At 64.2% G+C, this 13,168-nt stretch carries 12 protein-coding genes and 2 pseudogenes; 7 read left to right on the top strand and 7 right to left on the bottom strand.

Features of this window, described 5'->3' with window-relative positions; translation table 11 throughout:
* Positions 1–75 precede the first annotated feature (75 nt).
* A complete protein-coding gene (locus WS69_RS17875; RefSeq protein ID WP_059472060.1) occupies positions 76–933 on the top strand; it encodes a class I SAM-dependent methyltransferase in 858 nt (285 codons plus the stop codon).
* On the opposite strand, the gene WS69_RS34200 is transcribed toward WS69_RS17875, so the two are convergent.
* On the bottom strand, positions 854–1,606 hold the full coding sequence (locus tag WS69_RS34200; protein WP_197419278.1) for a hypothetical protein: 753 nt from the start codon (positions 1,604–1,606) through the stop codon (positions 854–856). The two genes, WS69_RS17875 and WS69_RS34200, sit on opposite strands and share 80 nt — an antisense overlap.
* Positions 1,607–1,917: 311 nt before the next feature.
* Here WS69_RS34200 and WS69_RS17870 point away from each other — a divergent pair, with 311 nt between their 5' ends.
* From WS69_RS17870 to WS69_RS17855, 4 genes are all read left to right on the top strand, one after another.
* A complete protein-coding gene (locus WS69_RS17870; RefSeq protein ID WP_059472059.1) occupies positions 1,918–3,462 on the top strand; it encodes a tyrosinase family protein in 1,545 nt (514 codons plus the stop codon).
* Between the two features lie 13 nt (positions 3,463–3,475).
* A complete protein-coding gene (locus WS69_RS17865) occupies positions 3,476–4,252 on the top strand; it encodes a copper chaperone (protein ID WP_059472058.1) in 777 nt (258 codons plus the stop codon).
* A 391-nt stretch (positions 4,253–4,643) separates the two neighbouring features.
* Entirely contained in the window at positions 4,644–4,916 is a 273-nt protein-coding gene (locus tag WS69_RS17860) for a hypothetical protein (RefSeq protein ID WP_059472057.1), read from the top strand.
* Between the two features lie 308 nt (positions 4,917–5,224).
* Positions 5,225–5,437 carry a DUF3079 domain-containing protein gene (locus tag WS69_RS17855; RefSeq protein WP_059472056.1) on the top strand — a complete coding sequence of 71 codons (213 nt, stop codon included), beginning with the start codon at positions 5,225–5,227 and terminating at the stop codon, positions 5,435–5,437.
* Between the two features lie 286 nt (positions 5,438–5,723).
* On the opposite strand, the gene WS69_RS17850 is transcribed toward WS69_RS17855, so the two are convergent.
* The 4 genes from WS69_RS17850 to WS69_RS17835 all read right to left on the bottom strand — a co-directional run bounded on the left by WS69_RS17850 (position 5,724) and on the right by WS69_RS17835 (position 7,529).
* Positions 5,724–6,233, bottom strand: a complete 510-nt coding sequence (locus tag WS69_RS17850) for a GNAT family N-acetyltransferase (RefSeq protein WP_059472055.1) — start codon at positions 6,231–6,233, stop codon at positions 5,724–5,726.
* A gap of 100 nt (positions 6,234–6,333) precedes the next feature.
* Entirely contained in the window at positions 6,334–6,756 is a 423-nt protein-coding gene (locus WS69_RS17845; protein ID WP_059472054.1) for a DUF6691 family protein, read from the bottom strand.
* 1 nt (position 6,757) lies between these two features.
* Complete coding sequence (locus WS69_RS17840) at positions 6,758–7,192, bottom strand: YeeE/YedE family protein (protein WP_059472053.1); 435 nt, start codon at positions 7,190–7,192, stop codon at positions 6,758–6,760.
* Complete coding sequence (locus WS69_RS17835) at positions 7,182–7,529, bottom strand: ArsR/SmtB family transcription factor (RefSeq protein ID WP_059472052.1); 348 nt, start codon at positions 7,527–7,529, stop codon at positions 7,182–7,184. Before WS69_RS17835 ends, WS69_RS17840 begins: the two co-directional genes overlap by 11 nt.
* Before the next feature lie 476 nt (positions 7,530–8,005).
* Between WS69_RS17835 and WS69_RS17830 the strand changes: the two genes are divergently transcribed.
* Complete coding sequence (locus WS69_RS17830) at positions 8,006–8,539, top strand: cytochrome b (protein WP_059472051.1); 534 nt, start codon at positions 8,006–8,008, stop codon at positions 8,537–8,539.
* A gap of 288 nt (positions 8,540–8,827) precedes the next feature.
* On the opposite strand, the pseudogene WS69_RS17825 reads toward WS69_RS17830, so the two are convergent.
* A pseudogene (locus tag WS69_RS17825) lies at positions 8,828–9,678 on the bottom strand (aminotransferase class V-fold PLP-dependent enzyme); the annotation flags it as partial.
* Between the two features lie 50 nt (positions 9,679–9,728).
* Positions 9,729–10,166: pseudogene (locus tag WS69_RS17820) on the bottom strand (rhodanese-like domain-containing protein); the annotation flags it as partial.
* Positions 10,167–10,540: 374 nt separating this feature from the next.
* Between WS69_RS17820 and WS69_RS17815 the strand changes: the two are divergent.
* Positions 10,541–12,637: a prolyl oligopeptidase family serine peptidase gene (locus tag WS69_RS17815; protein ID WP_059472050.1), complete on the top strand. Its 2,097-nt coding sequence runs from the start codon at positions 10,541–10,543 to the stop codon at positions 12,635–12,637.
* The last annotated feature ends 531 nt before the right edge of the window (positions 12,638–13,168 follow it).

Below are 13,168 nucleotides of genomic sequence, written 5' to 3'. Positions count from 1 at the left end.
GCCTCTTGGGGCGACGCCGAACGATCGATACACTGTGACGGTCGACGACATTCGTCTACGGGATAGGGAAACGTCATGCCGAACAAATCCATCGCTGCCCCGGACAGCACCGCGGTGCGAGTCGCTCTGTGGCGGGCCATGCATGTGCAGATCGATCCGCCGCCGCACGTGCTCGAAGACGAGATCGGTCTGCAACTGGCGGCGCCGGACGACGACTGGCGCGACCGTCCGGACATGGATCCGCAAGCGACCCGCGGCTACCGGGCGGCGATCGTCGGCCGGGCCCGCTTCATCGAGGATCTGGTCTGCGAGCAGGCCGAACACGGCGTCGCCCAGTACGTGGTGCTCGGCGCCGGCCTCGACACGTTCGCCCAGCGCAGAACGAAGCTCGCGTCGCGCCTTCGGGTATTCGAAGTCGACCAGCCCGGCGCGCAGGCCTGGAAGCGGCAGCGCCTGATCGCACTCGGCTTCGGCATCCCGGAATGGCTGCGGCTCGTGCCGGTCGATTTCGAGGCAGGAGGATCCTGCCGGGAACCGCTGGAGGCCGACGGCTTCGACGCCGGTCGGCCGGCCGTCGTGTCGTCGACCGGCGTCTCGATGTATCTGACCCGGGACGCGGTCGCCGCCACGCTGCGCGAGATCGCGACGCTCGCTCCGGGCTCCACGCTGGCGATGACGTTCCTGCTGCCGCTCGAACTCCTCGATCCCGCCGAGCGCCCGCAGCACCAGGCGGTCTACGAGCGCGCACGGGCGGCGGGCACCCCGTTCGTCAGCTTCTTCAGCCCGCCCGAAATGCTCGCGCTCGCCCGCGAAGCCGGATTCCGCGAAGTCCGGCACGTGTCCACCGACGATCTCACTCAGCGCTATTTCGCCGGCCGGACTGATGGTCTGCGGCCGTCGAGCGGCGAAGCGTTTCTGGTCGCGACGACTTGAAGACGCGACTTGAAGACGCGACCGGAAGCGCGACCGGAAGCGCGACCGGAAGCGCGACCGGAAGCGCGACCGGAAGCGCGACCGGCGCCGATTGAATACGACTTTCCGTCCGGCAACCCGGTCGCGCGCCATTGAACGCAGCTTGGCGGATTGTCGGCGCGTGCGCCGCGACGTCAGTATCGAGCGCTGTCGGAACGACAGCCGCCGCGCGACAGGGCTCCGGCACGCGCCCCTTGTAATCGCCTGATTCACCACCTCGATCCGATCGGTACAACGACCATCGTTTTAACTGCTCACCGAAAAAGTCGACCGGTCTCCCCGGTTCTTTGAAGCCCGCTTCCGGCGCCGACGTTTCTTTTCGATTGTCGCCGGCGCTGCGACACACAAGTGGTCGATCGTTCAGTCGCGCCCGACGATTGAATTCACTGCCCGCGCGATGTACGACGATCTCTCGTATCGCGTCGAACCCGGCGCGCTGCCCCGCTGCCCCGATTCCAGACTGCCGCGACGACCGCATCGCGATCCAATCCGCGACCAGCGCGCCGGCCCCGGCATTTCGATCGGAAAGTGCAAATTGTCGCAGCAAGCCGGCTTCGATCCGATTCAAATCTGCTCGATTTACCGAATCAATCGATTTATAAAATCCAGCCCCGTCGCCTGGAATCGCATCCATTCGATCAAATCGCCATTTTTCAGCAATGCCTCATTCACGTATGAAAATATGGGAAAAATATACTACCATTTTCATGGCGATGGCTCGATTCAGGAAATCAGGAAACGAAGCGCAAATCTTTTGCCTCATCAAATACCTGTCGTTGCATCATGCGAGCCGGATCGTCACGCGTCCCATGACGAACAACTAACTTTACATTCGTTTCATTTTTATAAAATTTAATAAATCCTAATTTATCGATTACCGCTTGGATGATCCGACTTCGTCAATCGAATCACGACATTCTGCACACTTAAAAAGGGGAAATCAGCATGACATATCTACGTAAAAACGTCTGGAATTTGGGTTCCGATTGGGCCGATCCCATTCTCTGGTACGCACGCGGCGTAAAAGCGATGCAGTCGCGCGCCCTCGACGATCGAAACAGCTGGCGTTTCTACGCGGCCATTCACGGATTCAAAGAAAGCCTGTGGCGCCATCTCGGCTACCTGGACTCGCGTGACCGGATGCCCAGCACCGCCGACATTCAGGCTTACTGGAAGCAGTGTCAGCACGGCAGCTGGTACTTCCTGCCCTGGCATCGCGGCTACTTGCTCGCTTTCGAGGCCGTCGTTCGAGACGAGGTCATCAAGCTGCACGGCCCCAAGGATTGGGCGCTCCCCTACTGGAACTACTTCGAGCCCGGCGAGGACCGTCTGCCCAAAGCCTTTGCGTCGCCCGACTGGCCGGACGGCAAAGGCAACAATCCGCTCTATGTGAAGCAGCGCTACGGCCCGTATAACAACAGCGAGGTCTACGTGCCGATCAGCTTGGTCAATCAAAACGCGCTGGGGGATCCCGATTTCGAAGGCGTCGCAAGCGGAGGCGGCCCCGGATTCGGCGGCGTCTGCACGGGCTTCCATCACAGCAGAGGGATTCACGGCGGTATCGAGACGCAGCCACACGACGCCGTGCATGGCATCGTCGGCGGACGAGACCCGCTTACGCGCCAACCCGGATTGATGTCCAACCCGGACATCGCAGGACTGGACCCGATTTTCTGGCTTCACCACGCGAATATCGATCGGTTGTGGGAAGTCTGGCGCAGGCATCCCCCCACTCACGTCGATCCGACCAAAGTGAATTGGCTGAAAGGTCCGGCATTCATAGGCGAGCGGCCTTTCAAAATGCCGATGCCGCACGGAGACGACTGGACCTACACGCCCGGCGAAATGAGCAACCTTTCGAAGCTCGGCTATGCTTACGATGATGTATCGGCGCCGCCGAAAACGCCGCCGCTGACGGTCGCTCGCCTGAATCGCCTGCGCACGGGTCAGGTCACGGCCGAAACGCTCGAGGAGGACATCGCCTTGACCGACCCCAAGATCGTCGAACTGTTCGGCGCAAGCGACCGGAACCTCGCGGTGAAGGGCGCGGAGGCGCGGTCTTCCGTCACGCTCGACGCCGCCGTGCAACGCAAGATATCCGCCAATCTGACGAAGACTGCCGCCGCCACCTCGGCCACGCCCGACCGGGTCTTCCTGAATCTCGAGAATGTCCGCGGCCTCGACGACGCCACGATCCTCAGCGTCTACATCAACGTTCCCGAAGGCGGAGATCCCGCCAAATATCCCGACCATCTTGCCGGCAGCGTCGCCCTCTTCGGCGTGAGCAACGCGACGGCGGTGGGCGAGGAGGGGCACGCGGGCGACGGCCTGACGTTCGTGGTCGAAATCTCGCACATGATCGATGCGCTGCATCTCGCCGGCGCCTTGCCTCTGTCCAAACTCGACGTGCGGCTCGTCGCGCTCACGCCGGTGGCGGAAGAATCGCAAGTGAGCATCGGCCGCATCAGCGTGTATCGGCAAAGCACGTGACGCGAGTGCAGTGATGAAGCACGCCGGGCAGCGGCTCGACGCGTCGTTCGTCGTACCCGTGTCGATCAGCCTGATCGCCTGGTCCGCGTTGCTCGTCGACGCGGGCGGCCTGATGCCGCCCGCGCTCTGCTCGATCTCGGGAGACTACTGGCGGCTGCCGCTGTCGACATGGCTCCATCTTGCGTTCTTGTCCAACTCGCCGTCGAAGTTCGCATCGGATTCGGTGCTGATGGTGGCGGCCATGATGGCGCCGCTCGCCGCATCGCCGCTCCGACACGTCCTGGAGCGCAGTTTCGCGCGACGCCGCATGCGATCTGCGCTCTGCTTCGTTGCCGGTTATGCGGCTGTCTGGATCGCCGCGTGGATCGGTCTGCAGGTCGTCGCGATCGCATTCACCTGGGCCGTGCCGGCCCCCCTGACGCGCGTGGGCCTCGGGTTCGCGCTGGCGGTGCTTTGGCAGTTTTCGCCCGCCAAGCAATGGTTCCTGAACGTCTGCCACCGCCGGCCGTCCCTCGCGGCGTTCGGCATGGCCGCTGATCGCGATGCGCTGCGTTTCGGCCTGGCGAGCGGCGTCTCCTGCGCCGGGAATTGCTGGGCGCTGATGTTGCTTGCGCTGCTGACAGGACCGTTGCACGTTTTGACGACGATCGTCGTCATGTGCTTCATCTTTGCCGAAAGGCTCGAACGCCCGGCTCCGCCTGCATGGCGCTCCCGCGGTCCCGGCAAGGCCGTGCGCATCATTGCGGAGAAAGTGCGCACGAGACTGGCTTTGTTGCGCGCGCCGACATGATGTCCGCGGACGACTGACCGGGTGGGGCCGTCACGACACCTCCCCCTCGTCGAACCGTGCTCGCGCTCATGTTGAAACTTCGTTACCCGGCGAGATGAAATCCTGCGGAGGATCGAAGCGGGATGCCGACGACTTTCCTGTCACCCGGTCCCGGCTTCATCAAATCCCCTGAATTCCCACGCACAAGAGAACCCACTCCCGCTAGGCCAAGCGGTTCTGCCCAGCTCTCCCCGGCTACTTCACAACCGCATCGACTTCGCTTCGCGCGGCGCATATTTCCAGCTTCCGACCGCCCATCGCGACCCGGTTTGCACCCCATTTAATACGGTTGCACGCTCGAGAAATACTGGATAAATTAACAGCACTGTATTTTTAACCAGTGAGGTGTCAGATGGAGCACCTGGTTCGCATCGTCAACGATACCGACCGTCAAATCCTCGTCTGGCTGCGCAGCCAGGTCGGTGACGAGCGCGTGGAGCGCGCAGCGCTGCGCATGGGGCGCGTCCGCAAGCCGTACCTGTCCGCCGTTTGCCGTTACCTGGGCGTCTCGCCGCCGATTTCGCTGCGCTATCCGACACGGCGCGCCGAGACCGATCACACGGTCGGCGACCGTTACCTGACGCTGATCCGCCAGCACCTCGCCACACGCGCCGCAGGCCGGTAAGCATCGCGCCGAGCGTCCGATTGGCGCGAATGGTGCCGGGCGGCGCCAAATGGCATCGGCTGGCATGGCGCAACGTAGCGCTGCGCGACGCGACGTCGCATCGCGCGATTCGATGCGCAATATCAAGGCAAGTCCGTCGCCCGATCGACAGAATGGGCAGGTCGCGGCGACAGAAACCTTGTCAGCTCGCCACGCACGAAGTCGTGCGCGCGTCGCGCCTTTCCAAGTCGTCTACCCCGCCCACCAGGGCGCCGTCCTGACATCGCTCGCCGCGACACCCTCCAACGCACTTTGCGAGGCACTCCGGCATGGCGAAGAAATTCCCGCTGCATCCGAAGCACCCTGAACGCAACTGCTGGGGATGCGACCGATATTGCTCGGTCGACGCGCTGTCTTGCGGCAACGGTTCCGACCGGACGCAGCATCCGATCGAATTGCTTGGCGACGACTGGTACGAATGGGAACAGGAAAACGAAGCGGCGGCCCAGCAACAGCGGCTGGCGCAAACCGTCGTTCGATGACAACGCCTCACGTAACAAAGCGCCGCGAACGTGTGGCGTGAATGCGAGTCGTTCAGCGGGTTGATCGCCCGCCCCGGCGAAGCAAGAAAACGTGCATCGGACGGCGACGATGCCGGAGCGCGCCGGCCATCGACTGATTCGAGCGATCGAAGCGAGCGCGACGACCAACTCAGCGCGGCGCTTATCGAGCGAACGGACGCCGCACGACCGCGGCGGAACCGCGGCGGAACAAGCACGTCGACAGTGCATGCGGCCGGATACGTCTCGCTTATCGTCAGCACTGCGCTCAACGCAACATTCGAACCATGTGCTGCTCGTCGCAAAACCGATCGCCGACACGCATCGCGCGCCGCTCGACGCCGAACGTCTCGAATCCGAGCGACGCGTAGAGCGCTTTCGCGGGCTCATTCTCGATATTCACGCACAGATTGACCTGCGCGATGCCCCAGTCGCGCGACACGTGCGTCAACGCCGCGCCCATCAGCCGACGGGCGAGCCCTTTGCCGCGATGCGCGGGCGCGACGAACACACCCCAAAGCGTCGCCTTATGCCCGACTTGCACGAGCGCATCCCTGCGCACGCCGGCGATCGCGGCCAACTCACCGTCGACGGTCAGCGCGCCGAAAACCGCCTGCGTATCCGATGCCCGGAGCCGCGCTTCCACTTCCTCGATCGAACGCGCGGCTTCCTCGGCGCGTGTCGGCCAGATCGCGGTCGGCGACGTGTCGATCGCAACGAGACGCAACGCTTTGAACGCGGATGCATCGGCAGGTTCGAGCAGGCGGATCGAGATCATCGGGCAGTCGAAATCGAAAACGAGAAGGAGCCGATCCTACACAATCTTGCGTTTTCACGGCGAGCCCCACGTGCACGCTCACACCGGCCACACGCGTCGCTCAACGCTTCGCTCTGGCGCGCTCGCTCCACTCGAACGCAGCCATCCCGACCAGCATCGCCGCGACAAAGCCGAACGCCTTCGCTCCACCCAAGCCGAGCGACACGACGGCCGGCCCCGGACAAAAGCCGACGAGCCCCCAGCCGACGCCGAACGCCGCGCTGCCCGCGACGAGCCTGAGCGTGACGGACCCGCGCGGCGGAATCAGCATCGGCAGTCCCAGCAGCGAACGCTCCCGCCGCTTCGCGATCGCGAACGCGATCGAGCCGACCGCGATCGCACCGGCCATCACGAACGCGAGCGACGGATCCCAATCGCCCGCGAGATCGAGAAAACCCTGCACCTTCGCGGGATTCGCCATCCCGGACAGCAGCAGCCCCGTGCCGAACAGCAAGCCCGACAAGAATGCGAAAAAGACGCTCAAGTCACCCTCCCAAGACGTGGCGCAGCACGAACACCGTCGCAATGCCCGCGGTCATGAATACGGCGGTGGCGACGATCGAACGCAGCGCACCGCGCGAGATTCCGCAGACGCCGTGTCCGCTCGTGCAGCCGCCCGCATAACGCGTACCGACGCCGACCAGCACGCCGCTGACGATCACCCTTGCCCAACCGGCGTCGACGACCGGCGTCGGGAACCAGCCGAGCACATGCGCGACGAGCGCGGCCGAGATCAAACCGGCGAGAAACGCCGCGCGCCATCCGGCATCGCTGCGCCGGCCGGCGAGCAGCCCGCCGACGATGCCGCTGATGCCGGCAATCCGGCCGTCGAAAAACACGAGCAGCGCGGCGGCCGCGCCGATCATCAGGCCGCCCGCGAGCGACAAGCCCGGCGTGAAATGAACAAGATCAACGGCCACGACGCTTCCCCTTCTTGCTCGTTGCACAGAACTGCTCGTAAAGCACGGACATGATTGCGATCGCCGGCTCGCTCGCCAGCGCATAGTAGATGTTCTTGCCGTCGCGCCGCGTCTCGACGAGCGCGTTGTCGCGCAGCACCGCGAGTTGTTGCGACAGCGTCGGCTGATGGATGTCGAGGCGCGCCTCGATGTCGCTCACGCACAGCTCGCCGCATTGCGCGAGCTCGCACAACAACAGCAGTCGATCAGGATTCGACAACACCTTCAGCAGCGCGCACGCGGCATCGGCCGACGCACGCATTTCGGACAGGTCGATCGACGAGCCGGCAGCACGCATCTTTTCACCCCAATCAATCTATCAAATAACATTCTATATTCTCACATAATGATTCGCACAGTGCAAAGAATGTGCGCTGGTGCCGCGGCGTTCGAACCGGACCGTTAAGCATGCCTTAAGCGCATACTCGTCATAGTAGCGGCAAGCGAATTCGGAAGCCGCACCGGCAAGAAAGATATGAAACGCATTCTCATTTTCCTGCTCTGTCTCAGTACGCTTTTCGCGTCGAGCGGATGTGCGTCCCAGCAGACCGTCGCCGACGCACATGTCCACACCCCTCACCCCGCGCACATGGGCCGGCCGAATTGGCTTTGAGCCGCCCGCTGCACAGCGCGAACCGATCATTCGGCTCGTCGCCGCCACGACCTTAAGATTTCCATAAGAATCGCGCGCGATAATCGGTCCGGCCCGGCAACGCACGACACGTCGGCCGGCTGATCCCTACGAACGGCTTTCCCCACAGGACGATTCGCGCGATGACACGCTCCACCCGAACCCCAGATCGTTACGACCCGCTCAGCCGCCTCCTGCACTGGAGCGTCGCCGCGCTCGTGCTCGCCCAATTCGTGCTCGGCTGGACGATGCCGGACGTGCATGGCACGACGCCGCCCGCCGGCCTCGTCGCATGGCACGTCGCGCTCGGCACCGCGCTGATCGCCGCCATCGCGGCACGCATACTGTGGTCGCTCATGCGCCGCAGTCCGCCCGCGCATCGGCAGAGCGCGCTTCTCTCGTTCACCGCGAGCGCGGTTCACAAGCTGCTGTATGTCGCGCTGATCGCCGTGCCGCTGCTCGGCTGGCTGAACGCGAACGGCCGCACGTGGCAACTGAAGCTCGCGGGCGTCGTGCCGCTTCCGACCATTGCCGCACCGCACTCGCTCGGCGCGTCGATCGGCGAATGGCACAGCCTGTCGGCGACGCTCTTCATCGTGCTGATCGGCATGCACGCGCTCGCGGCGCTCGTGCATCGCTTCGTGATGAAGGATGGCGCGTTCGAACGGATGATCTGATTGAAAGGCGCGCGCGGCGATCGATTGCACGTCGGTCGCCCCACGCGCAACGACCACGCAGAGTGATGTCGTTGCGATGAGGACTTGCTGGTTGCATGGCCATGGCCGGCCCAGTCTTCGCCGCTTGCATCGCTCTCTTCGACCCGGTTCTGAACCGGGTCTTTTTTCGCATGACGAAATAAATGCAGACCGGGATTTCGGCCGTTCGACGACGCGGCAGCCGAATCGTTCGAGTCGGTCGAGTCGTGCGAATCGACCGATCCAGCCCTGCGGCGAAGTGAAGCCGGCTTATGCGCGTCGCGCGGCCAGCCGCCGCACGACGTCGATCATCGCATCGACTTCGTCGCACGTGTTGTAGAACACGAACGACGGACGCACGCTGGCTTCGAGTCCGAAACGGCGCAAGATCGGCTGCGCGCAGTGATGTCCGGAGCGCACCGCGATGCCGTGCTCGTTCAGCGCCTGCCCGACCTCTTCCGTCTCATAGCCCTTCAGCACGAACGACAGCACGCTCGCCTTGTCGCGCGCGGTTCCGACGAGCCGCACGCCCGGCACCGGCGCGTACACGCTCGTTGCGTACGCGAGCAGATCGTACTCGTAACGCGCGATGTTCTCGATGCCGATCCGCGTCACGTAGTCGAGCGCCGCGCCGAGTCCGACCGCGTCGGCGATGTTGCCCGTCCCCGCCTCGAAACGGTTCGGCGGCGGCGGAACACGGTGCGCTCGAACGTCACGTCGGCGATCATGTTGCCGCCGCCCTGCCACGGCGGCATGGCGTCGAGCAGCGCACGCTTGCCGTACACGACGCCGATGCCCGTCGGCCCGTAGATCTTGTGCCCGGAAAACACGAAGAAATCGGCGGCGAGCGCCTGCCACGGCACGATGTTCGCGTGATGCTCGAGATGCGACACGACGATCTCATCGCCTTCTCCGACGTTCTGGACTCCCCAAGTTTTTGCGATCAGATTGATCGCTTCCTTCGTGCCGCGCATGAACACGATCTCGTCCGGCGACGCCGCGCCGATGAAGCGCTGCACGGTCGCGCGCGCGTGCTCGTATGCATTCGTCGCGCGACCCGCGAGCGTATGCGCGGCGCGGTGGATGTTCGAGTTCTCGTGCACGTGGCCTCGGCCTGCGCGGAAACGTCGCGCCGGACCTTGTAGCTCAACTCGAGCCGTGCCTGCGCGAGGAGCGCGTGCAGACGCCGGCCGTTGGTCGCGCCGCGATGGCCGGCGTCGTCGAGATCGCCTTCGAAGCCTTCGAGGACGTTGAAAACCTGCGTAAAGCCCGCCTTGTCCGCAGCTTCGGCGGCAAGCGCCGAGCGGTTGCCGCTGCGGCACAACAGCAGCACGACCGCATCCTTGCCCCTCTTCGCTTCGAGCTCGCGCACGAAGCGCGGATTGCGCGTCAGGCTCGTGCCCGCCGCCCACGCCACGTGCAAATTCTCGGGCACGTGGCCGACGAATGTACGCTCCTCGGCCGTGCGCACGTCGACGAGCAGCGCGTCGCCGGCCTCGACGAGCGCCCAGGCATCCTGCGGCGTCACGCCGCCCGCGTACGGTGAGCCCGCCGAGCGCGCGGCTTCGAGCACTGCATGAGTGGAGCGTGCTTCGAGTTCAACTGTCATGGCATCTCGTGATGGATATCGCGCATCGTGCGCGAGACATGGGCCCGGCTCGACGGCGAGCGCCGTCTATAGCCACTAGAGATCCATTATGGAAGAGGCGCCGCAAAAGCCGAACCCATTATTTTTTCATTTCGAAATGAGACCGCGCATGAGGGCGATAGTCAGGAAGGCGAATGGGTCCGGGCGGGACGCGAAGCGCGCACGCCGCCGCCATTCAAAGCGTTCATGTATGACGAAATCGTGTGTAAGGCGCAAGCATCGCCTCACGGCGAACCTCGATAAAGGACAGCCGAGCATCGATCGCTCCAGAATCGACGCGCGAGCAAACCTCGGCTTACGCTACCATTACGCACAATATCTCTCGTGAATTCTCCATGCCACATGCTTTCTGGCCCGAACAAGCCGATCCGTATCTCTTCCTCGAAGAACTGGACAATCCCGCGAGCGCCGACTGGGTCGACGCACAGAATGCCCGCACGCGCGACGCTCGATGGCTGAACGACGCGCGCTATCGCGAGCTGGTCGACCGCTTCACGAAAGCGCTGCTGCCGCGCGAACGGCCGGTGATCCCGCAGCGCTGGCAGCACTGGGCCTACGACGTATGGCAGGACGAGCGCCATCCGAAAGGCCTGTGGCGTCGCACGTCGTGGGCGAACTGGCGCAGCGGCCGCCCCGAGTGGCAGACGCTGATCGATCTCGACGCGCTCGGCGAAGCGGAAGGCGTTCAATGGGTGTTCGACGATCAGCTCATCCTCGATCCGGACGGCGACCGCGCGCTGATCGTGCTGTCCGACGGCGGCGCCGATGCGGTCGTCGTGCGCGAGTTCGACATCGAACAATGCCAGTTCGTCGACGACGGCTTCGCGATCGAAGCGGCCGGCAAGCATTCGATCGAATGGATCGATCGCGACACCCTCTATGTCGGCTGGGACAACGGCGGCGCGACCGTCACGCGTTCCGGCTATCCGCGCGAAGTCAGGCGCTGGACGCGCGGCACGCCGCTATCCGATGCTCCCGTCGTGTTTCGCGGCGCGCGCGGCGACATCGCCGCCGACGCGCAATATGATCCGATCGATCGGCATCATGCAATCGAGCAGGCGATCAACTTCTATGACGCGAACACGTATCGCCTCGACGAAAACGGCGCCTGGATTCGCTACGACATGCCGGCGCACGTCGAGGTCGGCTACTGGAGCGGATGGCTGCTGCTTCAGCCGAGGCTCGACTGGAATTGCGATGGCGCTCGCTACGCGGGTGGCAGCCTGCTCGCGATCCGCGAAGATGCATTCGTCGCCGGCGACCGCGCGTTCGCGACGCTGTTCGAGCCGAACGATCGCACGTCTGCCTGCGGCTGGACGCATACCCGCCATTTTCTGCTGGTGTCGTGGCTCGACGACGTGCTCACACGCACGATGCTCTGGCAGCCCGAGCGGCAAGTCAATGGCACATGGAACTGGCGTGCGCGACCGTTCCCGGCGCGCGGGCTCGCGCAAGTCGACGTGTCGCCGGTCGAACCGACGTTCGACGACGAAGTGTACGTGAGCGTCGACGATTATCTGACGCCGCCCGAGTATTCGCTTGCCGACCTCGCGGCCGACGACCTGTCGGCGTGGACGCTCCTCGATCGCTGGCCGACGCAATTCGACGCCGCCGCGCTGACGGTGCGGCGCGAACATGCGCACTCGCGCGACGGCACGCTGGTGCCCTATACGCTGGTCGGCCCGCGCAACGCGTTGGACGATGCAGAGCGATCACCCCGTCCGTGCTTGTTGAACGGCTATGGCGGCTTCGCGATTCCGCTCACGCCGAACTACGATCCGCTGCTCGGCATCGGCTGGCTTGAAAAAGGCGGCATCGCGGTCTTCGCCCATATTCGCGGCGGCGGCGAGTTCGGCACGCAATGGCACGAAGCCGCGCGGCAAGCGGACCGTCAACGTTCGTTCGACGATTTCATCGCCGTCGCCGAAAAGCTCGTTGCCGACGGCGTGACGACTGCCGCGCAACTCGGCATCCGCGGCGGCAGCAACGGCGGACTGCTGGTCGCGGCATGCATGATCCAGCGCCCGGACCTGTTCGGCGCAGTGGTCAGCGAAGTACCGCTGCTCGACATGCAACGCTACCCGCTGCTGCACGCGGGCGCGTCGTGGCTCGACGAATTTGGCGATCCTGACGATCCGGCACATGCGAAGACACTCGCGTCTTATTCGCCGTATCACCAGGTGACGCGCGACGTTGCCTATCCGCCGGCACTCTTCACGACGTCGACGAGCGACGATCGCGTGCATCCCGCGCATGCCCGAAAGATGGTGGCGCGCATGCAGGCACAGGGGCATCGGAACGCATGGCTGCTCGAGAAAACCGATGGCGGTCACGGCAGCGCCGACGCAATCGACACGGCCAAACACGAGGCGATCGGGTATGTGTTCCTGTGGAGTCATTTGTCGCGCGGCGCGGGCGACGCACGCGAGTAAGTCGCCGTGATAAGACGGGCGGATGCGTGATATCCGCCCGTCTCGCGCTCATCGTGAAGGGTAGCTCAAGGTTGTCGCCCGCACGCAGAAGTCTTGCCGATACGAACGAAATTCCGCCGCTCGTCGCTCGTCCCTGTTTGCGGGAATCGCCGCTTTATCGCGCACTTCTCTGCGTTGTTCGCGAAACGCACTCGTCGATCGCGGCTAGGGACATTATCGTTGCGGACCTGCATCGGCAAGTCACGCGATCGCACTCGACGAGAATCTCGTCGTGATGAACTACTCGCTCTGTCGGCGGAGAGGGAGATGCCGCAGTGCGGAAGACGAGCGATACAGGCACGCTTCGCTCGTCTTCCGCATCGAGATCGTGTGACATGACGCCGCTCATTCGATCGCGTCGCGTCGTCCGCCCATCCTGGAAGCGCGCCGATTCGGCGGAATCATGCGTATCACGGCGATGGGCCCGACGCGCATCCATCGCTCGCCCGATCGATCGACGCCCGCAACGCCGGTTCACCTCCCCCCGTCATT

Origin of the sequence: Burkholderia sp. BDU5 (assembly GCF_001522845.1) — a bacterium.
Lineage (GTDB): Bacteria > Pseudomonadota > Gammaproteobacteria > Burkholderiales > Burkholderiaceae > Burkholderia > Burkholderia mayonis.
This window is presented reverse-complemented; position numbering and strand designations above follow the sequence as displayed.

What these genes read in the sequence shown, in the direction of transcription:
- WS69_RS17875 (WP_059472060.1), top strand. Translation starts at nt 76, where the DNA reads ATGCCGAACAAATCCATCGCTGCCCCGGACAGCACCGCGGTGCGAGTC.
- WS69_RS34200 (WP_197419278.1), bottom strand. Translation starts at nt 1,606, where the DNA reads ATGGATGCGATTCCAGGCGACGGGGCTGGATTTTATAAATCGATTGAT.
- WS69_RS17870 (WP_059472059.1), top strand. Translation starts at nt 1,918, where the DNA reads ATGACATATCTACGTAAAAACGTCTGGAATTTGGGTTCCGATTGGGCC.
- WS69_RS17865 (WP_059472058.1), top strand. Translation starts at nt 3,476, where the DNA reads ATGAAGCACGCCGGGCAGCGGCTCGACGCGTCGTTCGTCGTACCCGTG.
- WS69_RS17860 (WP_059472057.1), top strand. Translation starts at nt 4,644, where the DNA reads ATGGAGCACCTGGTTCGCATCGTCAACGATACCGACCGTCAAATCCTC.
- WS69_RS17855 (WP_059472056.1), top strand. Translation starts at nt 5,225, where the DNA reads ATGGCGAAGAAATTCCCGCTGCATCCGAAGCACCCTGAACGCAACTGC.
- WS69_RS17850 (WP_059472055.1), bottom strand. Translation starts at nt 6,233, where the DNA reads ATGATCTCGATCCGCCTGCTCGAACCTGCCGATGCATCCGCGTTCAAA.
- WS69_RS17835 (WP_059472052.1), bottom strand. Translation starts at nt 7,529, where the DNA reads ATGCGTGCTGCCGGCTCGTCGATCGACCTGTCCGAAATGCGTGCGTCG.
- WS69_RS17830 (WP_059472051.1), top strand. Translation starts at nt 8,006, where the DNA reads ATGACACGCTCCACCCGAACCCCAGATCGTTACGACCCGCTCAGCCGC.
- WS69_RS17815 (WP_059472050.1), top strand. Translation starts at nt 10,541, where the DNA reads ATGCCACATGCTTTCTGGCCCGAACAAGCCGATCCGTATCTCTTCCTC.